The sequence below is a fragment of the Candidatus Kapaibacterium sp. genome (assembly GCA_023957315.1).
Lineage (GTDB): Bacteria > Bacteroidota > Ignavibacteria > Kapaibacteriales > UBA2268 > PGYU01.
In genome coordinates, this window is record JAMLHE010000003.1 from 57,730 (window position 1) to 80,840 (window position 23,111).

Sequence of the window (23,111 nt, forward strand, 5' to 3'; positions counted from 1 at the left end):
TTCAATTCCTCATCATTTTTTTCATTATTTCTGCAACTATTTCTACTGCATTTTGAATGTCTGCTTTAGAAATTTGGTGATAAGTCACAATTCTAATTTTGTTATCGCCAACATTGCTCAAAAGCAAGTTGCGTTCTTTACAATTTGCAACAAAATCTTCTGAATTGATTCTTTTATCAAGTTCAAAAATAACGATATTTGTTTGTACTTTCCGCAAATCTATTCTTATTCCGTCAAGATTCGCAATCTCATTGGCAAAATTCCGTGCATTCTCGTGGTCAATTTTCAAGAGCGGCAAATTATTTTCTAAGGCATACAAACCACATGCGGCGATATAACCAACTTGTCGCATTCCCCCACCAAAGATTTTGCGCCATTTCAGTGCTTTTTGAATTCGCGCTTTATCCGAAATAATTAGCGACCCAATTGGAGCCCCCATACCTTTCGACAAACAAACTGAAATTGTATCGAAATATTTTCCGTATTCTTCAAATGATACTCCTGAAGCAATATGAGCATTCCAAATTCTTGCTCCGTCGAGATGAGTATAAATTCCATGCTTATCGGCAAGCGCCTTGACGTCTTTGATATAGTCGAGGTCTATTACTGTACCACCGTGGCGGTTGTGCGTGTTTTCAAGTGCGATGATTTTTGTATCCGCAAAATAATATATTTTGGGGCGAATATGCTTCTCGATTTCATCAATTAGAATTTGACCGGATTCGGATGGAATAGTTCGGAATTGAAGATTGGACAATATTGCAGGTGCAGCAGTTTCGTAGTAGAAAATATGAGCATCGGCATCGGTTATGACTTCGTTTCCCGGCTCGGTAAGTACTCTGAGCGAAAGTTGATTGCTCATAGTACTGGAAGGCACAAATAATGCAGCTTCTTTTCCGAATAGTCTGGCAATTTTGTCCTGAAGTAAATTTACAGTAGGGTCTTCCCCATAAACATCATCACCAACATCTGCATTAACCATTGCTTGCAACATTTCGGGTGTTGGCTTTGTGAAAGTATCACTTCTTAAATCAATCATTTTCATCTCTTTGCTTTAAAATGTCAACTGCTTTATACCCTTTTTTCGGGACAAAAACTGAAGTCAAAATCACAGTATCCTTTGGAAAAGGCATCCCTTCTGTAATTTTTGAAAAACCGGTATAAACGGCACCGTTCTTTGCTAATAGCAACTTATTGGTAATCTCAGGGTTTTTATATTTCTCTCTGAGTATTACAGCTTGCTCTTCGGGAATTTCATCATAGACATCAGGAATATAAAAATATGAAATCAACACATGAAGTATGGAATCGTGTTCAACTCTCATAATCGTGTCTTTCGATTTGAATTCTTTTGTCCAATTCAAAATGTCGTCTTGAATTATAGTATCAGTCTCGACAAAAAGGAATACAAATTTGCCTCTGTCTGTACTGTCTGTGAAATAATCAACAATCTTGTACTCTGAATGCTTCGAGCATGAGCCAAGCAGAGCGATTGCGAATAATAATAATACTATTGTTTGTTTCATTTTACATCATATTTAAGAAACTGGCGCCGTGACCGTTAAAAATAAAATCAATCAACAGCATTACAATCCCAACCGAAGCAGGTATTGACATGTTATCATCAACTTTCATTTTTTTGGAGTACGCTTCGACTATTCCGCCAACAATGGCAGCAGTCCCACCAGCCAGATAATAAAGCCAATTACCATCAAAAAAGAATCCGATTATCGATACAACTATAAGCGCCGACACTATAAAAGCCATAGTCCCTTCGAGCGACTTATTGAATAATTTTGTTTTGCCAAACTTCCTGCCTATCAACGCAGCAGACATATCGGAAATTATCAAAATAGCAAACGCCACAACAGCTACAATTTTCGGGAACACTAATACGGTAATAACGGCGGATATCAAAACCCATGAAGCACCATTTAGTATCAATCTTTTTTTCTTTTTTTCGTGCTTTCTGAGCATACCCCCAAAATATTTGTGCATCAACTCCGAAACAGCTTGATTTTTTTTGCTAATTATATCAATCGCTACAAACAATATACACAAAGGTATCAATATTGATAAGGCAAATGTTTTAGAAACAAATATGTATAGAATTGGAATATTCAAGGACACCAAGTGAATACCCTTTCTGAGCAATTCTTGCTCGAATGGAATATTCTCCTTCAATTTTTTCTCTTTTTTCTTTGATGACTTTTCTATACTTTCGTCATTCTCTCTCAGAAACTGTTCTTTTATAATTTCTTCCATCAATCCTTAATAACAAATATGTGAATCAGTAAAAACTAAGAATATGAAAATATTAAAAAAATACGCACGAGCCAAAATAAATTTAGGTCTCGAAATTTTAAATAAGAATAATGACGGATACCATAACATAAATACTGTATTCAAAAGCATTGATTTATTTGATGAAATGACTTTCCGATTAAGTGAAAAAGAAATTGAAACAAATTTGGATTCAATTATTCCTTTAGAATCTAATCTGATTTACATTGCGGCACACAAAATTTTCGATATAGCAGGCTACGAAGGTGGTGTCCGAGTTGATGTCAAGAAAATCATACCCCAAGGTGCAGGTCTTGGCGGTGGCAGTGCTGATGCTGCAAGCACTTTGCAGGCTTTGAACATACTTTGTGACTTAAGATTAAGTTATGAAGACTTATTTGATATTGCCCAAACTATCGGTGCTGATGTGCCCTATTTTTTGAAATACGGTGCTGCTGAAGGCAAATCGCGAGGAGAGAAGCTGAAATACTTCAGCTTCTATATGCCATATTATATTCTGCTCGTGCATCCTGCAATTCACGTATCAACAAAAGAGGCTTACCAATCATTAGGACGAGATGAAAATTTCAACCGTGAAATGACTGATTTGCCAGAATTGTTGAAAACTTCAATTTTTGATTCTGAAGAGTTGAAAAAAAATTTAGTGAATGACTTTGAGCCTTTCGTTTTTGAAAGTCATCCAGAATTATCAAGCATAAAAGACGAACTATACAAAAATGGAGCAATATATGCTTCAATGTCCGGTTCGGGTTCTTCACTATTTGGATTGTTCACTAAATTTCCCGAAGTAAAATCGGCTGAATCCATGTTTAGCAGCTACTTTACACATATCAGCTACCCGGGTTTTTAATAATATGTTTAATTTCTATGAATTTTATCGTTAGATTTGTAGCTTATTTTGTTGCAACGAAATAAATTGATTTGATGAATATACTATTAGCATCTACAGAAGTAGCACCCTATGCCAAAGCTGGCGGACTTGCCGATATAACGGCATCTTTGCCCATTGAATGGCAGAAATACGGACAAAATCCGATTATCATTATGCCCAAATATGGTTTCATAGATGTCCATAAGTACGGCTTCACACCTCTTGATAAAACCTTGATTGTCCCGATGGGATATTGGACAGAATTTGCTCGATTATGGCTTGGTTACCTCAATGGCTCGAGAGTTCCGGTGTATTTGGTCGAACATAATGAGTATTTTGATAGACAGGGAATATATGGTGACCCTAAGGAATATGATGATAATGACAGACGTTTCATCTTTTTTAGTCGAGCTGTTTTCGAGGCGGCAAAGGCTCTAAATTTTTCGCCTCATATTATTCATGCTCATGATTTTCATACTGCCTTTACTATGGCATTCCTCAAGTCATATTACAACACTGACCCTCACTTTTCGGACACAGCCGGTGTTTATACGATTCATAATTTAGCTTATCAAGGCAAATTCAATCCACATACAGCAATGTTATACTCAGGATTCGGAATGAAAGAAATTTTTCCCGGTTCGTGGTTTGAACAATTTGGTGCTGTTAATTCGATGAAAACAGGTATCATGTTTGCAGATAAAATCACGACGGTCAGCCCTACTTATGCAAAAGAAATTCGCTATGATTACTATAGCGAAGGCTTGCGTGACGAACTGAATATTCGCGGCGCTGATTTGGTAGGCATTTTGAACGGAGTTTATTACGATGTTTGGAATCCTGAAAGCGACAAATACATAACTCATAATTATAATGCCGATTCTTTGCATTTGAAGCAAGCTAACAAAATTGAGTATCTCAAATCATTTGGTTTGGACGAATCTGACAATCTCGATATGCCTCTCATTGGCATGGTTTCGCGATTGACCGAACAAAAAGGCATTGATTTGATTCGCATAAAATTAGAGCATTATTTGGCAAATAACGCTCTACGATTTACTTTGCTTGGTAATGGTGAATCGCCATATGTTGATTATTTCAACTATCTAAAAGAAAAATATCCCAAAAATTGTTTTATTACGATTGGTTACAATGAAAATTTGTCTCATAGGATATTTGCAGCTTCGGATTTTCTTTTGATGCCATCGCGATTTGAACCCTGCGGACTGACTCAAATGTATGCACTCAAATATGGTACTATTCCAATTGTCCGCAACACCGGCGGATTGGCAGATACAGTGACCGAATACATACCCGATAGTGGTCAAGGTTGGGGTTTTACATTTTGGCAATATAACGCAGACGATTTTACTTATGCAATACGCCGTGCTTTGTCTGTATATAGACAAGAGCCACATTGGGATTTGATACGTAAAAACGGAATGGCAAGAAACTATTCTTCAGCACAATCTGCTCTCGATTACCTCAAAGTATTCAAATGGGCGAAAGAAAAAGCGGTCTCAAAATGATAACTATTCGAAAAGCAAATATTAACGACATTGATTTGATAATGCAATTTATCAAAGATTTGGCTGAATTCGAGAAATTAAGCGATGCAGTAGTGTTTGATAAAGATACTATATCAAAAAATTTATTTGGCGAAATTCGATATGCACATTGCTTAATTGCAGATTACGACAATGAAGCCGCCGGATTTGTAATCTATTTCTTCAATTTTTCAACTTTTGAAGGAAAACCCGGTTTATATATTGAGGATTTGTTCGTAAAAGAAGATTACAGAGGCAAGGGCATTGGTTTCAAACTTTTCCGGGAATGTACAAAAATTGCATCTGAAAAGTCTTGCGGACGAATGGAATGGAGCGTCTTAGATTGGAATCCTGCACGCGAATTTTACGAGAAACTCGGTGCCAAAGGGCTGAATGATTGGATATTGCACAGACTAAACGCAGATAATTTTGGCTCAATCACCGGTTAGGATAATGAATAAGTACCTTATTCTACTTGTCATTTCCATTTTATTTCTTGCAATTACGATCCTGCATATTATTCAAATTGATGAAAAATTTGGCGAATATGTTTACCCTCTTGATGATACATATATACATTTAGCTACAGCGGATAATTTCGCTAATCATGGCGTTTGGGGCGTTACCAAGCATGGTTTTACCTCGTCCTCATCATCTCCAATTTATCCAATTCTCATAAGCGCTTTAATCATCCTTACTGACTGGGATATTTACATTCCATTAATACTGAATACAATTTTTGCTCTCTTGCTAATCTACGTGCTATATAGATTTTCCGAAAAAGAGATGCAAAGTCATGTTTGGGGAATAATCTTGATAAGCGGAATTTTCATATTATCACCTATAAGTGCTAATATATACAATGGAATGGAACATTTACTTCATATTTTAGTTTCAATACTATTCATAACATCATACATCATATACAATAGAGATGAATCTCATTTCAAATATATTGCTGTTTTGGCTTTTGCTTTAGTTTGCGTCAGGTATGAAAGTATTTTTATTATCATTGCGTTTTCATTGATTGAACTATATGAAAAAAAGTACCGAAAAGTTGCAATCATTATGGCTGTGGGAGTGCTACCAATCATCATTTACGGTATCATTTCGCTTATGAATGGGGACATGTTTTTGCCAAATTCAATTCTATTGAAGGGCGACGCTCCGCGAAATATTAGTGCTGCACTGAATTTCCCAATGAAGATAATTGGAAAATTCATAAATGCACCACATTTCGCAGCATTAATCAGCTTGTCAATTATTTATCTTATTTTTCAATATTTTGCTAAGAATCGTTCAACCCTACTTTTAAAATTGCATATTTTATGCACACTAACAGCATTAATGCATATTGCCTTTGCTAAAACCGGCTGGGTTTACAGATACGAATCATATCTTATGGCAATATATTGCTTAACTTTCATCTTTAGTCTGAAAATTTTGTTTAAACAACATCCGAAAAATTTACATCGCATAATTTTGGCTTCTATATTCATCTTATTTTCGATTCCGTCGGTCATGAGGTATGTCGAATCACTTCAAAATATTCCACAAATGTCAAAAAATATTTATGACCAGCAAATTCAGATGAGCAAATTTTTGCATACCTATTATGATGAATCATCTGTGGTATTGAATGATATTGGGGCTTGTTGCTATTTCACGTCAATTCGATTGACAGATTTTATTGGTTTAGCGGATAGAGATATTATCCGGATGCGAATTCAGAAAAATTTCAACCAAAATTCGATTGCAAAATTAACTCGCAAACGTGATGCTGAAATTGCTATTCTTTATGTACAAGGATTTCAAGATTTTCTACCTGTTTCATGGGTTCCTGTTGCAAAGTTGAAAATACGAGATAATATTGGATGTGCTTTTGATGAAGTAACTTTTCTTTCCTGCTCGGATGATATTGATGATGTAAACTTACTCAGGCATAATTTGGAAAAATTCCAAAAAAGCTTACCTGAAGATGTTTTTTTAGAATTAGACTGAAATGATGAATCGGGCAAAACGCATAAATAGAAATCGAATTAAGCCTTTACAACTGCTAATGGCGATAGTTCAATCAAAATTTTGACCAAATCACTTTGGTTTTGCATTACTTGGTAAATGTCTTTATAAGCTCCCGGGGCTTCGTCCAATTGCTTGGAAGAGCGGATACCATGAAGAATGCCACGTTTATTCATCTTGGCAACTTCTTCTTCAAAATCAAGTTCCTTTATGGCTCTATTTCTTCCAATTTTTCTACCGGCACCATGGGAGCTTGATTCGAAGCTTTCGGGATTGCCCAAGCCCTCTACGATATATGAAAACGTTCCTTGCGAACCGGGAATAATGCCGATGCAGCCTTTATAAGCCGGTGTTGCTCCTTTTCTGTGCACCCAAACTTGTTCACCAAAATGCTCTTCGAGCGAAGCGAAATTGTGCGGAATATTTATTGATTCATCAAATTCGCAGTCTCCGGCTATATCAACGACAATTTCCTGAACAGTTTCCATCATCAGCAATCTATTTGCCAGAGCAAATTTGACACAATATTCCATTTCGCTCAGATATTTGCGACCGTCATCGCTATCCAGATGCAAAAACGCCAAATCCCATTTGTCCGGGATTTCCTTATATTTTTCGTTTAGTTTTTTTGCAAGACTGTTGTAATGTTCGGCAACAGTTTTCCCAATATTCCTACTGCCGCTATGAATCATCAAATAGATGAATCCATCAGAACCCTTTTGGATTTCGATAAAGTGATTGCCTCCTCCGAGAGTGCCTAATTGGCGACGAGCACTATTAAATTGGCGATTTGTTATTGAGTCAAAATCTGACACTGAATCAGGACTTGGCATAATTGCAATGTCTTGCATTGCCTTGTGATGATTGAAGCCAAGTGGGACAAATTCGCGGATTTTTCCAAGAATTCGTTTCAAATTTGCAGTATCAATATGAGTGAATGAAGTTTTAACTGCACACATACCGCAACCAATATCCACGCCGACAGCATTTGGGACTATGACATCCTTAGTTGCCATCACTCCGCCAATCGGCATTCCGTACCCAACATGTGCATCGGGCATTAATGCAATGTGCTTGAAAGCGTAAGGGAAGTTTGACAAATTGATAGCTTGATTCATCGAATCTATGTCTGCATCGTCAAGCCACAACTTGATTGGGATATTTCCTTGATTGATTTCGTATATCATAATTAAAGCCGTCCTATTTTAAAAATTCAACATATAAAAAAATATGCAAATTATCAAATAAAACGACTTTAATTTTATGGGAGATTTTTAATTTTCTTATTTCGTTTTTTTGCTACTTGGAAAAGCTGCAATAAATCCGATAACTGCACCATAGAGAGTTGAAACGTGCCAATTTGACGTTATCGGGCATGTACCGGTATTGCATCCTACGAAGTAGTAGTATGCATAACCGATAGCTCCGCCCAAAACTGTCAAGGCAATAAACTTGATATACTTGGCTTGCATCTTAGTTAACTTCCGGTTCGGGAATTCCAAATATTTCGTTGAATGCACGTTTGTAATCGTCTTTTTGCATTGCACCAACCGACATACGCGGTTTATCATTCAATGGGATGAACAATACTGAAGGTATGCTTCTGATACCGAAAGCAGCCGCCAATTCATTTTCTTGTTCTGTATCAATTTTGTAAATATCAATCTTGCCATCGTATTCTTTTGACAATGCTTCCATTACAGGTGAGAGCACCTTGCATGGACCACACCAATCAGCATAAAAATCGATTACAACCGGACGGCTTCCTGAAAATTCCCATTCTGTTTTCGTTTCGAAATCAAAAATTTTTTCGATAAATTCTTGTTTTGATAAAAATTGCATTTTACTTTCCTTAAATATGAACATATTGACATATTTATAAACGAAAGAATATTTTTAATATTTTGTCAGATTGAAAATTATTTCAATTCATTATCCATAGGAAGTATAAATCCGTTGAAATTGAAGTCTTTTTCAACTTCATTTTCAGATTCGACAGGTTCATGAATGTCAGATGAGGCAATTTCTTCAATTTCCTTCAATTTTGGCAATTCTTGGAGTGAATTCAAACCGAATGTACGAAGGAAATCATTTGTTGTGGCATATAAAATTGGCTTACCGAGAGCCTCGCTCCTACCTGCAATTTTTATTAGATTCTTTTCGATTAGCGAATTGACAACTTCATTAGAATTTACGCCTCTGATTTGTTCAATCTCAGGTTTGGAAACAGGTTGCTTGTAGGCAATAATAGCAAGAACTTCGAGGGATGCCTGCGAAAGTCTTTTACGCAATTTAGTCTTCAACACGCTGTTTATGAGTTCGCCATATTCCGCTTTGACCGAATAGAGCCATCCACCACCCGATTTGATTATCCTGAATGGACGTCCGGAATTGTCAAGTTCGGAGTTGATTTCCTCAATCAAATTTTCAAAATACAAATCGTCAGCCATAGATTCAGCAATCTCGTCATTGAGAGTAACTTGGTCAATTTCATCATCATTATTTTGCTTTTTCGATGATAAATAATCGGTCACCAATAATTTACGCATTGTGGCTGTATTCAAGGGCACTTCGGATGAAAAAATGATTGCTTCGAGAGCTAACTTTTGTTCATCATAATTCAATTGCAAAAATGGTGCAACTTGCTTTATTTCGTTTGATTCTTTCAATTCAATATTGTCCTGTCTGTAATAATAATATCATCGAAGTGTTCATCTTGGTAAATCATGATGATTTGTGATTTCATCAAATCAAGAATCGCCAAAAAAGTGACGATTAGATGAGATACGGATTGATTTTGCGTTAGCGTGAAAAAACTCAATCTCGATTTAGTTTTCAATTGCGAGATTATTTCATTGGCTTTTTCTTCGGCGGAGATATTGTGCATCTCGACAATGTGGTCGAAACTCACCTCTTTAGCTTTTTCCATTACTTTTTGAAATGCTTTTATTAATTCAAAAAGAGTGGCATTTTTGTATTCGGCACTTGCTTCGATAACTTCTTTATCCGCATCGAAAAGATTTCTATAAAAAATGTATTTGTTATCGTCAGCTTTCAGACTTAGTTCATGTGCTGCATCTTTCATTTGCTTGTATTCTAATAATTTCTGAACCAATGCAGTTCGTGGGTCTTCTACCTCACTATCGGAATCAGATTTGGGTTTTGGGAGCAAAAGTTGGGCTTTGATGTACATCAATGTGGAAGCCATCAGTATGAATTCTCCGGCTAATTCGAGGTCGAAAAAGCGAATGATTCTGATATATTCCAAAAATTCCGATGTGACACGCGCAATCGGAATGTCATATATATTGAGCTCGTCCCGCTTGATGAAATAGAGCAACAAGTCGAAAGGACCCTCAAAATTCGGTAATCTTATTTTGTACATCTTATAAGTATGAATTTAAAAATCAATAAAAATAAGCATAAAAGAGACTTATTTGTTTACAAGTTTTCCACATCAAAGGTAAATTCTTGGGATTCGCCATTTCAAAGCTGTTGTAATTTCATACGGAATTGTACCCATTGCATTTGCCAAATCGTAGGCATCAACGGATTCTTCGCCCTGATTACCAATAAACACAACGTCATCGCCAATATGGACATTTTCGTCGCCAATATCAATCAAGCATTGGTCCATACAAATTGTACCGACTATTGGGAATTTCTTTCCATTAATCAGGCAATGAGCTTTGTTTGCCAAAACTCGATGGTAGCCATCTCCATAACCCAACGGCACAACTGCAATTCTGCGTCTAGCATCCGAGATATAATTTAAGCTGTAGCCCACAGTATCGCCGGCGTCAACAGTATTGATGTTAATCACTTTGGAAACAAGCTCAAGTATAGGTTTCAAATTTAGCTTATCCGACAATTGCTTATAATCCATATATCCGTAAAGTGATATGCCACAACGAGCCAAATTGTAGGGTCTATCAGAAAAATTCAATGTTCCGGCGCTATTCAAAGCATGAATATATTTGAAACTATGTCCCGCATTTTGCAACTCTGCAAGAACACTATCAAACAAATCCAATTGATGGTCGGAAAATGTTCTGTCCTCCAATTCAGAACCTGCCAAATGTGTCAATATCCCGAACATATCAATCCCCTCCAATTCAACTGCACGGTTCATGAAATCTAATGCCATTTCAGGTTTGATTCCATCGCGATTCATTCCTGTGTTGATGAATAAATGCGTTTTGATTGTCATATTTCGCGAATGTGCTTCGTGCGAGAGCTTTTTCAGCACATCAAAATCTTCAACGGACGCTTGGAGATTATATGCACAATACAAATCTGTATCGTATTCTGTTCCCGGGATTAGCACAAAAATCTCGCCTGTGTCTCCCGATTCTCTTAATTTTACGGCTTCGTCTGCAAAAGCTACGCCGATTATACGCACTTTTTCACTTCGTAATATTCTGGAAATTTCAACTATACCGTGTCCGTAAGCATCTGCTTTGACTACAGGCATTATTTCCATTTTTTGAGCAACTTGGCGCATCATTTGCAGGTTATGCTTCAAATTTGCAACATTTATCTTAGCTATTGTAGATCTCATTATAAATTTTTTACTTTATTTACCGATTATCTAAATTGATAATTATATTTTTACAAACTTAAGAATAATAAATATTCAGGAATTTATAAAAAATGTTTAAAACATTAACTATATGCATCGTTTTATCAACTTTCATTGTGTTAGCTTCATGTTCGAGTCCCAAAATTTGCACAGTTGATACAACAGACGGAAACATAGGTGCAACATTCAACTCCTCTATGCATGAGTTTTCGCCATTTATTTTTGACGGAAATTTTTATTATCATAGAGTTGACCCTCAAAAAGCGGAATTATTTCAAATCAACAAAGCCCAAATTATTGATGGTGTCTTGAGTGAACCTGAACTTGTAAGCAATTTCCCAAATGAAGGATTTGAAGTTCTTGGTTCGCATTTTATTTCGCGTAATCCCAAAACCGGTGATATCGAACTTTATTTTTCAGCTACAATAAGCAATAAAAATTACAACAGCGACTTGTTCAAATCAACATTTATCAATGGCAAATGGTCGAGACCGTCTGCGATTTCGGAATTGAACACAGAATATTTCGAGTCAATGCCATTCGTTTCGGAAAATGGTGATTATCTCGTGTTTGTATCTGACCGCCCCGATTCATACGGTGGATTGGATATTTACATCAGCACCAGAAATGATGATGGCTCGTGGTTTTCTCCCAGAAATGCCGGAGCGATGATAAATAGCGAAGCAAACGAAATTAACCCAACATTTCAAAATTCGGAAAAAGTGATTTATGCTTCAAATCGTGACGGATATTTTAATTTGTATAGTGCTGATTTGCTCAACCAAATGAATTTCACGGGACCTACGAGATTGAAAAGCCCTATGAATTCAATAGACAACGAATTTGGTGCATATGTGCATGAAGATATGATTTATGTTGTTTCAGACCGATTGCCAAGTTGTGGTAACGGAGATATTTTTCTATTCAAATACTGTGGAGCTGTGATTTTAGACGTTGTCATCAATCCTGAAAGTCCGGCATTTCCTACTGACGGATTCGTTCGATTGCTGGATAAAGATAGAAATTTTATTATGAGCGATGTAATCGAATCATCAAAAGCTTTGAAATTGGAAATTTTCCCGAATAAGCAATATATAATTCAATATTTCAACAAATGTATCCCTCAATATATTCCGGAGCAACGCATTATAGCTCCGTGTTCGGACTCTTCAATCGTTAGATTGAGAGCCCAATTTATCATTCCGCGAACGAGCACGGAATTTGATTTCGGACAGTACGATGTACCGTTCTTTGTCACGGGCTACTATCACCCGAATACTATCGAAAATTTGGAAATGCTACGCAAGAAATTTGCAAAAAAAAGTATTGGCAAGAACGATAGTACGAATTATATTGAAAATCCGGGCGAAATTTACGATGGTTACGCAAAAGTGGTTGATAATGCCTTAGACGATGCCATTGATTTCATAAATAACATCCTTAACAGCATTGATGATGAATGTAAGCAACAAAACGTTGGCGGATTGTCAATCAAAATTATTGGATTTGCAGACCCGAGACCGCTATCACCAATCGCTACTTATGTAGAAAGCAACATTGATGACGAGGAATACGAGCTCCAAATCGAAAGAGGCACTCAAATGGATAACGAATTGCTATCCAAATTGAGAGCCTACTATACTGCAAAATATCTTGATGATAAATTAAGCGAAAACCCGAAATATAATGAAATCCGCAGCAATATAAATTGGGGTATCGAAGGCAGAGGCATTGATACCACAGATTTGGCAAACGAACTCAAACGACGTGTAAGTATCGAAATCGGCGTTTTCGAAAATTAGCTTTTTCTGGCTGCTAACAAATCTATTATTTCTTTGGATTTGAGCGATGCACGTTGGACGAGTTCATCGGCTTCTTTCGTTTTTATGGCTTTAAACTCAGCATCTTTGATGCCGTCCATATTTATCATAACGTTTCTCCATGCACCCCAAATGCCTGTTTCGAGGGCTTTGGCGCCAACTTCTATGTCAGATTTCGAGCTAATATTGCCATATTTTGCTGTTTCGAGCATTGCTTCCCAAGCTGAATCGGCAAATCTCATAGTATTCAAAGGCACTTCGATAGCCGATTTCAAACCTTTTTGCATAGCTGCAATTCGTTCGGCTTTTTCTTCATCAGTGCCTTTAGGCATTCTGAGCGCTTCCATGTAATCGCCAAAAGCGTTTGTATCAGCATCAATCATTGGAATAAGTTCGCGGCTTACTTTCAGAAGATTTGGAATAATCTCCCTCATTTTGTCGTCGAGATGCTCAAATTTTCTGAAACCGTAAGTCAACTGTGCAACCATACAACCCAAAGCGGCACCAATAGCAGCAATTGCCGCAGATGCCGAACCACCGCCCGGAGCAGAAGTTCTTGCCGCAATTGATTCCACGAAATCGCGGACGCTCAAATTTGCCAAAGGTTCATCTTTTTTCTCATCAATCATGTACTCTATTACGCGCTTTTTAGGGTCGAATTGAGCAATGGAATTCAGTCCCAATCTGTCAATCACGAGCTTGATTTTTTGCTCATCTTCGAGTATGAAGAGGTTTTCCTTTTCGATGTAATATTCAGCTGACATCAACATAGCCTCCAAGGGAACAAGCCCGACCATTTCCGAGCCTGCAATGCCGACTTTGAGGATTTCTGCTTCTTTTTTGGCTTCCTCAAATGCTATATGAATCGGCGTGACTTTGTAATTTGTGAGATTAATCGAAATTTGAGCCATGCCGTATTCCTCAACAAACCAGCCCAAAGCCTTCACTTCTTTCAATTTGCCGGGTTCGCCTTCTCCCCTGCCTGCTTCACGAAGATTGAGTGCAATGCGGTGAGCCTGATTGTGTGTGCCGAGTACGTTCACATTGTAAGCAATCAGGAAAAATCTCGCACCTGTGACTGTTGCGCCCCATTTGGGGATAAATTCCGCAGGTCCGTAATCCGGCTTCCATTCGGGCAATTTGATTTTCTTCGCAAAGCCTTCGTATTCTCCCTGACGTATTTGTGGCAAAGTTTTGCGGTGTTCTTGAGTTGAGGCATATTCGTACAAATAAATCGGGATTCCGAGCTCTGTAGAAGCATTTTCAGCAAAACGCTTGGCACAATCAACACAATCTTCCATCGTGGCACCACGAACCGGAATGAATGGACAAACGTCCAATGCACCCATTCGCGGATGCTCGCCTGTTTGTTTGCTCATGTCAATTAGTTTATGTGCAACTCTTGCAGCTGCCAATGCACCTTCGACAACGCTGACTTCATCACCTACGAAAGTATAGACAGTGCGATTTGTGGAATAGCCCGGGTCAACATCGAGCAGTGTGACGCCCTCAGTTTGCCTGATAGCTTCAGCAATAGCTTCAATTATTTCTTTATTTCGTCCTTCAGAAAAATTCGGAACACATTCGATTATTTTTTTCATTGATTTTTTCCATTTTGTTAAAAAGTACAATTACAAAATTAAGAAATATTATTTCTACTTATGCCATTGCTTGTAGTATAAATCTTTTGAGTTTGTTTATTTTGTACATCTTGTTATATTTGTATATTCACATTAAAAAGGAAAATTATGAAACTGAAAATGTTTTGCAAAATCTGCCTATACTTGGCATCCTTTTTCATTTTATTTACTCCACTGCTCAGTTCTGATTTGAATCAAAAACTTGTAGAAGCAGCCTATGAAGGTAATTTAATCGAAGTCGAAAGATTGATTGATTTAGGTGCTGATGTTCATTCTAAAGATAAAATGGGCGAGACTGCCCTAATGAAGGCAAGCAAGTTTGGAAACACTGAAATAGTAAAACTTCTTTTGGAAAAAGGTGCAGATGTTAACTCTACCGATAATGATGGAGTGACATCGCTTTTTAAGGCATGTAGACATCTAAATTTAGAAATTGTCAAGTTTTTGATAAAAAATGGAGCCGAAGTGAATACTTCAACTAATTTGGGTTGGACACCGCTCCATGAGGCAAGCAACTGGGGACGTATAGAAACTGTTAAGCTATTACTGCTAAAAGGAGCTAATATAAATGCTAAAGGTGATGGTGGTACTGGTGGTACTCCTCTCTATGCTGCAATCTTGAATGGACATTTGGATATTATGAAGCTTTTAATACAAAAAGGTGCTGATGTGAATGCTAGAAATCATTTCGGCAAAACTATACTCCATTGGGGAATTAAGAGTGGTAATATTTATATAGCGAAGCTATTGATAGAAAAAGGAGCTGATGTGAATGCTAAAGATGATTATGGTAATACACCGCTCCATGAGGCGAGTAAGGCAGGACGTTTAGAAATTGTCAAGCTTTTGTTGCAAAAAGGAGCAAACAGAGCTTTCTTAATAAGTCACAAACTAACACAGTGGTGGTTCTGTAATGATTATAATGATAATAGATGTATTGAAAGTGTTCGTTTTACTTTTGAAAATAAATCGTTTTCTCACATTTCAAGCATTACTTTAATGTTAACAATCGAATGTAACGAAAATGTGATTTATAAGAAAAAACACACTGTAAGTATAGATTTAGCTCATGGAGAAGTTGGTACATGCAGAACGTTCAATCTCGCTAATGATGTTTGGGCTTGCTCGGATTATGATTTTAATGATAATAAAGAGAATATCAAAATTCATGTTGATGTCTTATCGGTTAAGTAGCTTATTCTTACAAATTCTAAATACCTCAGTCCCTCCTACGTCTTTATATTAACTTTTGCTCAAGATGCAAAATAGAGTTACTTTTGTTTCTCGTACCATAACAAATTAAAAAAGGTATTGAATTGTTAAGAAATTTTTTAAAATCGAAGATTCACCAAGCTACTATAACCCAAGCGGAATTATATTACGAAGGTAGTTTGACAATTGATATTGAATTGATGGAAACAGCCGACATCCGCCCTTACGAGAAGGTTGCGGTGGTTGATATAAATAATGGCGAAAGATTCGAAACTTACGTGATTCCGGGCAAACGCGGCACGGGTGTAATGTGTGTCAATGGTGCAGCAGCCCGCTTAGTATCTGTCGGTGATTTGATTATCGTCATGAGCTACTGCCAGTTGAATGCCGAAGAAATCGAAAACTATAAGCCACTTGTGGTATTGTTAGACAGAGAAAACCACATCAAGCAAATTTCGCATTTAATCACAAACGAATTAGGCGAATGACAAGGAATCTATCTACCATTGTGCTTGCTGCAGGTAAGGGCAAGCGTATGCTCAATCCCGAATTACCCAAAGTTCTGACCAAACTACAAAACAAAGCATTGATTGATTATGTGCTTGAGTTAATCCAAGACCTCAATCCCGAAAAATCTGTGATTGTGGTTGGTTTCCAAAAAGACCAAGTCATCGAACACATCAAAAATTTAAACTTCCCGAATATTGAATTTGCCGAACAAAAAGAGCAACTCGGCACAGGTCACGCAGTAATGTCAGCATATGACAATCTTGTCGATTTCAACGGCGATGTGCTTATTCTTGCCGGAGATGTACCTATGATGCGTACTTCTACGATTCGGAAATTTATTAATCTGCACACTGAAGCCGCTTCAAGAGTTTCGGTTCTTTCTACAGATGCCCCAAATCCGACAGGATATGGACGCATAATAAGAGATTCGGCAGATAGTTTTATCAAAATCGTCGAAGAAAAAGACGCCGACACTGAGCAAAAACTCGTTAAAGAGATAAATAGCGGAATCTTCCTCGTGGACAGCAAATTGCTATTCGACGCGCTCCAAAAAATTGGCAACAAAAATGCCCAAAATGAATATTATTTGACCGATATCATCCAAATTTTGCGAGATGAGGGCGAATCGGTTCATGCAATAAATTGTTCGGATTTTGCAGAATTGCAAGGTATCAATACTTTGGAAGATTTGCTTCGCGCCGAACAAATTTTACAACATTTAAAACAAACAATGGAAAACGACAATGTATAAGTTAGTATTAGTACGACACGGCGAAAGCACCTGGAATCAGGAAAACAGATTTACCGGTTGGGTTGATGTGGATTTGACCGAAAAAGGTCGGACAGAAGCCCTCACTGCAGCCCATATGCTGAAAGAATCTGGATTAACATTCGATGTGGCTTACACATCGGTACTCAAAAGAGCTGTCCGCACACTTTGGACAATTTTGGACGAGATGGATTTGCTGTGGCTTCCGGTAATCAGGGATTGGAGATTGAACGAACGTCATTACGGCGCTTTGCAAGGATTGAACAAATCCGATATGGCAAAACAATATGGTGAAGAGCAAGTTTTGATATGGCGTCGCAGCTATGATACTCCTCCGCCTGCACTCGACGAAAGTCACGAGTATTATCCGGGTCACGACCGCCGCTATGCTAATGTTCCGCAAAATCTGCTCCCAAAAGGTGAATGCCTCAAAGACACAGTCGAACGCGTGTTGCCACTTTGGAATGATATATTAGTTCCGGAAATCAAGTCCGGTAAACGCTTAATCATCGCTGCTCATGGAAATTCTTTAAGAGCAATGGTAAAAATGTTGGATAAAATGCCCGATGACGAAATTTTGAAATTTAATGTCCCAACCGGGATACCGCTTGTATATGATTTGGACGAAAACTTGCAACCAATAAAAAGAGAGTTTCTCGCAGATGAAGAAACCCTCAAAAAAGCTATGGAAAGCGTAGCTAACCAAGGCAAAGCAAAATAATCAATAATCCCGTTCAGATTCGAGTAATTTGGACGGGTTAGATTTTTGTTGTTGCATCTTCTACGTTATCGTAAACTCCAATGATGTCAGTAATTCTGAGCAAATTAAACAAAGATTGAACATTTTGTGTCAAACAGCAAATGCGAAATGATGCTTCTTCGTTCATTTTTTTAGATACTTCCAGCAAATGATTATACCCCGCGATCACCGAGCCTAAAGCCGAACTATCCATGAAAGTAACCTTTGACAAATCAAGTACAATTTTGTAATGACCTTCATTGATTAATTGAATCAACCCTTCTCTAAATTCGTTAGAAATGTTTACTGTTAGCTTCTGTTCGGCTATCAACAGTACAAGATAACCGTTTTGGCTTGAATTTTTTACGAACATTTGTATTCTCCAATTTATATTACAATGCAAAGTAGCAAAAAAATTTGTAATTTGAAAATTGAAATTTCAAACTTTTACAGCTGTTAGTTTAAATAATGTGTTTGAATTCAATTTATTTTAACTTAATTTGAAATTGGTGATAAAACAAAATTTATGAACAAATTTATGCAGAGCAAAAGTAAAGATGAGTTTATTTGAAGACTTCCAAAATAGACGAACTCGCGGAAATGAGTTAGTCAATTCGCAGGACTTTTTACCCTATAAGCGATTTTACAACCTTGATACCACCGCTTATTCGGAAGGTGCACTCTCATCGAAATCTAAGGAATTGATGGGATTGGCTTGTTCATTAGTCTTGCGATGTAATGATTGCGTACTTTATCACATTGACAAAGCTATCGAATTTGGTGCTACTCGCGAAGAACTGAATGAGACAATGAATATTTCACTCGTAATTGGTGGCTCGATTGTAATTCCCCACTTGCGATTTGCCGTAGAAGCAATGGAAGAGCGATTAAGTCGTGGTTAAGTATATCGAAATTATCAAACAATCATGAAAAGTTTAATATATATTATAGCCTTTATTTTCACCTTTGCGAATTGCTTCGCTGAGGAATCGGATAATTGCAAAATACAGGGATTTGAGCGTCCAGCATGGAACAAAGCGGATTCAGGAACTAATGTAAGCGAAAGGTATAATCCCGTAAATCCCACGGTATTATTGCACCCCAACCCCACCGGTGGAGCATTCATCATAACATCAAAATCCACAGAGTTCGTTGCAGGAAGCATTTCGATTACGGATTTACTCGGACAAATCGTGATTGAAGATGTCAAATTTGAAGTTATCAATAGTGAATCAATTGAAGTGAGAGATGAAAGATTCACCAAAGCCCCACGCGGAATTTATTTTTTGAGAATTTTTTCGGAAAATGAGACAATCCAACTAAAACTTGTCAAGTTCGAATAATTCTACCCTTAGAATTCCCTTTCCAACGCCTAAAAATCACGATACACTATACCTATCAATGATTCCGTTTATATTATGATTGGATTATTTGAAATCCTGAGTAATTATATTCAAAAATACAACGAAACGAAAATTTAAACTGAAGCATTCAATGTTAATATTCTTGCTTTTGATATTGTTTAGTACGACGGAAAGCAATGCAAAAGAAAATCTTTTTATGAAAGATACAACTTTTGTGTTTTCGGGCTATGTATATGACCGCGAAGAAGGTAAAGCCTTGCAGAGCGTGACTGTTCGGGTTGCGGCTTTGCACGTTGGCACATTTACCAAAAGCGACGGCTCGTTTAATCTGAGATTGATGCCCGGCAAACACACGCTTATGTTTTCCATGGTCGGCAGAGAGAAATTTATCATGGATATTGATTTAACAAAAGATTCATATACAAACGAAATCTTTCTCAAGAGCAGTTCGTCCATGACTGAAGCTGTCGTGGTAATAGCCGAAGACCCGGGCGAAAGAATAATGAGGAAGGTAAATGAACGGAAACAAAGCTTCAAAGATTCGCTCCAAACTTATACTTATATGCTTTATACGAAGTTTTCTGCGGCAACTGATTCGTCAACAGCCGGCAGAAGCGAGGATAGAACCGATACCACAATAGTATCCATATTCGAATCATATTCAAAAGGCTACTTCAGAGCGCCGGACAGCTATTATAATGAAATTATCCAAAGACGGCAAAGCCAAAATATACCCGCAAGTTCAAATTTTGTCACTTTCGGCACAAACACCAATTCATACGAAGATTTTGTAACTATACTCGGCGAAAAAATTGCGACACCATTTTATCCCGATGCACATGAATTTTACGAATTTATTCTTGATGAAAAGTACTTTGACCCTGATAATCGAATGATAGCGAGGATACTCGCCTATCCCGATAGCAAGACGAGAAAAATGTTCACAGGGATTTTGTTGATTGATACTTTGAATCTGATTCCGAAATATGTAGAGTTATCCCCTACTCAAGCCGTTCAGTTGCCTTTTTCGGCAATTTTGCGATTCAAGCAAACATTTACTTTAATTGATTCAAGTTTTGTCATGCCAAAAGAATTGGACATTTTCGGTTCTGCTGAAGCCAATATTCTGTGGCTCATGACGCCCCGATTAGACATCAGAATTACAACTCGAGCCTATGATTACGAGATTAATCAGCCAATTCCCAATTCATACTTTAACCGTCGGAGAGTCGAAGCAGCGGCTACAGCATCTGAATTTGATTCAATATATTGGAAACAAAATGATTTCGGGCTTTTATCCCCAAAGGAAATTCAAGCGTATGAATCCATAAGATTGAACATGGAAAATCCGGACTCGGCTTTGAGACAAAATCTTTTCAATGAATATTTCGGAGTTGTGGCTCGGACGATTTCGAGATTAGACCGCAAACCATTCACCGGATTTGAGGATGTAATCTCTTATAATCGAGTACAAGGATTATATCTCGGTATGGGACTTCGAACACCGCTTACAGACAGACTTGTAATGCAAAATAAGGTTGGATATGGATTCGCCGATGATGAACTCTACGGGCAGTCTCAGTTACAATATTATTTTGATGAATTAGAGCAATTTTCGGTTTATTCATTAGTGCATAAAAGCTTGAACAGGTCTGATGAACTGTCGCAATTACGAAAGCCTACAATGAGTTTGGTAACATTATTCAGCGGAAGAGATTATGGTGATTACTATTACTCCCAAGGTTTTGAATTCGGCGTTGAAGCCGGAATTGGTCAATTGGTTTTCTTGCGGCGTGACAATTTTTTCCGCCCCAAAAGAATCAAATTGTATTTCAAATCGGATAAACAAATGAATGCCGATATCAACAGCACTTTTTCAATTTTCGGTAAAGGTGTCAGCAGGGACAACCCAAGGATAATCGAAGGAAATATGAATTCAATCGGAATGGAAATGAATTGGGATTATCATTCTCGGAGGAGATTTTCCGAAAGTGGTTTCCAATTAGCAGCTGAAATTTCAAATAAAGCAATCGGAAGCGATTTTGATTTCACGAGATTTCACGGCGCTTTTTTTGTCCGATTCCAAACAATGCCGTCGTGGCTCGCTGATTTCAGAATTATTGGTGGATATTCGATTGGCAAAGTGCCTCCACAAAAGTTCTTCAGTCTCGAATCATCTACCTCCGGAATAGCAAGTGCAATATCTCTCCGTGCTATGAATGTGAAAGAATTTTATGGTTCAGAATTTTTCATTGCGTCCTTTGAACATAATTTCGGAGAACTAATACCCGGTATTTTGAGGATTCCAAGTGTGGCAGCATTTGGGATTGAATTCATTGCCTTTGGGCGATTAGCATTTACGGATTTTGGCAAAGATGCGATTTTTGCTTCTGACAGCGTGAGTTCCTTTATACCGCCTACCACAGCATCAACTTCAGACAAATATTACTACGAAACAGGAATCGGATTAAACAAAATCTTGATTTTTTTCCGAATTGACTTAACAGCGAGACTTTCGCAAAGAAGCAAACCACAATTCATTCTAACATTCACAAATGCATCATTTTAAGCTTTTATCAATTCAAAATTTACTGTGAATTTCGTACCTTTATTTTGAACCGTTTCGAATGAAATACTTCCACCCATTGCTTCAGTTAGTTTCTTCACGATGGACAAACCCAACCCGGTCGTGCTTTCGTCGCCTGTTGGTTTAGCTGATAATTTAGCAAATTTTTTGAACATCATCGGAATGTCTTCCTCTTTAAAACCTGGTCCCTGGTCTATAATTTCCGTAGCGATAACGATGGACTTCCAGATTGAACAATTTTGCAATTTAGTAATTTTCGTATTGGGTGGAGAAAATTTCAAAGCATTCGAAATCAAATTATCAAAAACTCTTTCAAGTTTGACCCCATCTGCTTCTACGAAACAATCTTCGTCGGTCTCGTTGTAAATTATCGAAATCTGTTTGTCTGAGGCTTTATGAGTGAATGAGTCAACAGCTCTCATCAGCACATCTCTAAAATCAATCTTTGCCATATCGAGGATGAAATTCCCTTCTTCTAAGCGATTAACTTCAAGCAGGTCCTGTATTATATTTATCGCTTGCAACGTTGATTGGCGCAATGGATTGACGAATTTCATTAGGTCGTGCTCGTCGCTTTTTGTAAGTCTGCGGATAATCAAATCCGAATATCCCAAAACTGTTTGCAATGGATTTTTCAAATCATGAACCGTGATTTGCAAAAGACCGTCTTTCTCTTGATTTAAAAAATTTAGTTTTTGATTTTGTTCTTTAATGATTCGAGTTTGGTTTATAATATTGATATGGTTTTTGACTCGTAAAATGAATTCCTCTCTGGTAAAAGGTTTGGTGATATAATCAACAGCGCCGTAATTGAACGCTTTCACAATATCTCGCGTTTCCGACAGTGCTGTCAGAAAAATAATCGGTATGTCCTTAGTAGATTTCTTGGATTTAACGATAGAACAAAATTCAAAACCGTCCATAACAGGCATCATAATGTCTAAGATTATGAGGTCGGGCTTATCCGCTTCAATCATCGAAAGTGCCTTTCTCCCCGAGCTTGCTATGCTAACATTATACTTTAAGCTATTTAAGTAAGTTCGTGCAATTTCTAGGTTTTGGTCATTGTCGTCAATTACAATTACTTTCGGAATAAATGTTTCATTAAAAGGAGTTTTAGGATTATTCATTATATGCTAACATTGTT

Annotated in this window: 24 protein-coding genes; 12 read left to right on the forward strand and 12 right to left on the reverse strand. The window is 37.4% G+C overall.

The genetic code is table 11. The annotated features are described in order from the left end of the window. Position 1: 1 nt before the first annotated feature. From M9949_03680 to M9949_03690, 3 genes are read right to left on the reverse strand one after another with little or no spacing between them, the layout of a single operon-like run. Positions 2–1,039 (reverse strand): aminotransferase class I/II-fold pyridoxal phosphate-dependent enzyme, encoded by a 1,038-nt coding sequence (locus tag M9949_03680; protein ID MCO5250505.1) that lies wholly within the window; start codon positions 1,037–1,039, stop codon positions 2–4. Then, on the reverse strand, positions 1,032–1,526 hold the full coding sequence (locus M9949_03685) for a hypothetical protein (protein MCO5250506.1): 495 nt from the start codon (positions 1,524–1,526) through the stop codon (positions 1,032–1,034). The genes M9949_03680 and M9949_03685 overlap by 8 nt, the downstream gene beginning before the upstream one ends. Position 1,527: 1 nt before the next feature. Then, the gene (locus M9949_03690; protein ID MCO5250507.1) at positions 1,528–2,265 is read right to left on the reverse strand and encodes an SEC59/DGK1/VTE5 family protein; all 738 of its coding nucleotides are present in this window, start codon (positions 2,263–2,265) and stop codon (positions 1,528–1,530) included. A gap of 43 nt (positions 2,266–2,308) precedes the next feature. On the opposite strand from M9949_03690, the gene ispE reads away from it, so the two are divergent. The 4 genes from ispE to M9949_03710 all read left to right on the forward strand — a co-directional run bounded on the left by ispE (position 2,309) and on the right by M9949_03710 (position 6,723). After that, positions 2,309–3,154 (forward strand): 4-(cytidine 5'-diphospho)-2-C-methyl-D-erythritol kinase, encoded by an 846-nt coding sequence (gene ispE, locus M9949_03695; GenBank protein MCO5250508.1) that lies wholly within the window; start codon positions 2,309–2,311, stop codon positions 3,152–3,154. A 74-nt stretch (positions 3,155–3,228) separates the two neighbouring features. Next, entirely contained in the window at positions 3,229–4,704 is a 1,476-nt protein-coding gene (locus tag M9949_03700; protein MCO5250509.1) for a glycogen synthase, read from the forward strand. Further along, positions 4,701–5,171 (forward strand): GNAT family N-acetyltransferase, encoded by a 471-nt coding sequence (locus tag M9949_03705; protein MCO5250510.1) that lies wholly within the window; start codon positions 4,701–4,703, stop codon positions 5,169–5,171. Before M9949_03700 ends, M9949_03705 begins: the two co-directional genes overlap by 4 nt. Before the next feature lie 4 nt (positions 5,172–5,175). Then, a complete protein-coding gene (locus tag M9949_03710) occupies positions 5,176–6,723 on the forward strand; it encodes a hypothetical protein (GenBank protein ID MCO5250511.1) in 1,548 nt (515 codons plus the stop codon). 38 nt (positions 6,724–6,761) lie between these two features. Here the strand turns inward: M9949_03710 and M9949_03715 are convergent, their stop codons facing one another. The 6 genes from M9949_03715 to alr all read right to left on the reverse strand — a co-directional run bounded on the left by M9949_03715 (position 6,762) and on the right by alr (position 11,302). Further along, a complete protein-coding gene (locus tag M9949_03715) occupies positions 6,762–7,928 on the reverse strand; it encodes an RtcB family protein (protein ID MCO5250512.1) in 1,167 nt (388 codons plus the stop codon). Positions 7,929–8,024: 96 nt separating this feature from the next. Continuing rightward, positions 8,025–8,213 (reverse strand): DUF6132 family protein, encoded by a 189-nt coding sequence (locus M9949_03720; protein MCO5250513.1) that lies wholly within the window; start codon positions 8,211–8,213, stop codon positions 8,025–8,027. Between the two features lies 1 nt (position 8,214). After that, positions 8,215–8,583 (reverse strand): thioredoxin, encoded by a 369-nt coding sequence (gene trxA, locus M9949_03725; protein MCO5250514.1) that lies wholly within the window; start codon positions 8,581–8,583, stop codon positions 8,215–8,217. Between the two features lie 77 nt (positions 8,584–8,660). Continuing rightward, positions 8,661–9,410 carry an SMC-Scp complex subunit ScpB gene (gene scpB / locus M9949_03730; GenBank protein MCO5250515.1) on the reverse strand — a complete coding sequence of 250 codons (750 nt, stop codon included), beginning with the start codon at positions 9,408–9,410 and terminating at the stop codon, positions 8,661–8,663. Next, positions 9,407–10,126: a segregation/condensation protein A gene (locus tag M9949_03735; protein ID MCO5250516.1), complete on the reverse strand. Its 720-nt coding sequence runs from the start codon at positions 10,124–10,126 to the stop codon at positions 9,407–9,409. Before M9949_03735 ends, scpB begins: the two co-directional genes overlap by 4 nt. Positions 10,127–10,198: 72 nt before the next feature. Continuing rightward, a complete protein-coding gene (gene alr / locus M9949_03740; protein ID MCO5250517.1) occupies positions 10,199–11,302 on the reverse strand; it encodes an alanine racemase in 1,104 nt (367 codons plus the stop codon). Between the two features lie 92 nt (positions 11,303–11,394). Here alr and M9949_03745 point away from each other — a divergent pair, with 92 nt between their 5' ends. After that, positions 11,395–13,125 carry a hypothetical protein gene (locus M9949_03745; GenBank protein ID MCO5250518.1) on the forward strand — a complete coding sequence of 577 codons (1,731 nt, stop codon included), beginning with the start codon at positions 11,395–11,397 and terminating at the stop codon, positions 13,123–13,125. Here M9949_03745 and ftcD read toward each other — a convergent pair. Next, the gene (gene ftcD, locus M9949_03750; GenBank protein ID MCO5250519.1) at positions 13,122–14,744 is read right to left on the reverse strand and encodes a glutamate formimidoyltransferase; all 1,623 of its coding nucleotides are present in this window, start codon (positions 14,742–14,744) and stop codon (positions 13,122–13,124) included. The genes M9949_03745 and ftcD overlap by 4 nt on opposite strands. A 147-nt stretch (positions 14,745–14,891) precedes the next feature. Here ftcD and M9949_03755 point away from each other — a divergent pair, with 147 nt between their 5' ends. The 4 genes from M9949_03755 (at position 14,892) to gpmA (ending at position 17,995) form a co-directional block, all read left to right on the forward strand. Next, complete coding sequence (locus tag M9949_03755; GenBank protein ID MCO5250520.1) at positions 14,892–15,977, forward strand: ankyrin repeat domain-containing protein; 1,086 nt, start codon at positions 14,892–14,894, stop codon at positions 15,975–15,977. Between the two features lie 122 nt (positions 15,978–16,099). Next, positions 16,100–16,483 carry an aspartate 1-decarboxylase gene (locus M9949_03760; protein MCO5250521.1) on the forward strand — a complete coding sequence of 128 codons (384 nt, stop codon included), beginning with the start codon at positions 16,100–16,102 and terminating at the stop codon, positions 16,481–16,483. After that, a complete protein-coding gene (locus tag M9949_03765; GenBank protein ID MCO5250522.1) occupies positions 16,480–17,256 on the forward strand; it encodes a sugar phosphate nucleotidyltransferase in 777 nt (258 codons plus the stop codon). The genes M9949_03760 and M9949_03765 overlap by 4 nt, the downstream gene beginning before the upstream one ends. Beyond that, complete coding sequence (gene gpmA, locus M9949_03770) at positions 17,249–17,995, forward strand: 2,3-diphosphoglycerate-dependent phosphoglycerate mutase (protein MCO5250523.1); 747 nt, start codon at positions 17,249–17,251, stop codon at positions 17,993–17,995. The genes M9949_03765 and gpmA overlap by 8 nt, the downstream gene beginning before the upstream one ends. A 37-nt stretch (positions 17,996–18,032) precedes the next feature. Here gpmA and M9949_03775 read toward each other — a convergent pair whose 3' ends face one another. Continuing rightward, positions 18,033–18,386 carry an STAS domain-containing protein gene (locus tag M9949_03775; protein ID MCO5250524.1) on the reverse strand — a complete coding sequence of 118 codons (354 nt, stop codon included), beginning with the start codon at positions 18,384–18,386 and terminating at the stop codon, positions 18,033–18,035. Positions 18,387–18,570: 184 nt separating this feature from the next. On the opposite strand from M9949_03775, the gene M9949_03780 reads away from it, so the two are divergent. The 3 genes from M9949_03780 (at position 18,571) to M9949_03790 (ending at position 21,946) form a co-directional block, all read left to right on the forward strand. Beyond that, positions 18,571–18,915 carry a carboxymuconolactone decarboxylase family protein gene (locus M9949_03780; GenBank protein ID MCO5250525.1) on the forward strand — a complete coding sequence of 115 codons (345 nt, stop codon included), beginning with the start codon at positions 18,571–18,573 and terminating at the stop codon, positions 18,913–18,915. Positions 18,916–18,939: 24 nt separating this feature from the next. Continuing rightward, positions 18,940–19,356, forward strand: coding sequence for a T9SS type A sorting domain-containing protein (locus M9949_03785; protein ID MCO5250526.1), 417 nt, complete (start codon positions 18,940–18,942; stop codon positions 19,354–19,356). A gap of 217 nt (positions 19,357–19,573) precedes the next feature. Continuing rightward, positions 19,574–21,946: a DUF5686 and carboxypeptidase regulatory-like domain-containing protein gene (locus M9949_03790; protein MCO5250527.1), complete on the forward strand. Its 2,373-nt coding sequence runs from the start codon at positions 19,574–19,576 to the stop codon at positions 21,944–21,946. Here the strand turns inward: M9949_03790 and M9949_03795 are convergent. Beyond that, on the reverse strand, positions 21,943–23,094 hold the full coding sequence (locus M9949_03795; protein MCO5250528.1) for a hybrid sensor histidine kinase/response regulator: 1,152 nt from the start codon (positions 23,092–23,094) through the stop codon (positions 21,943–21,945). The genes M9949_03790 and M9949_03795 overlap by 4 nt on opposite strands. Positions 23,095–23,111: the final 17 nt, after the last annotated feature.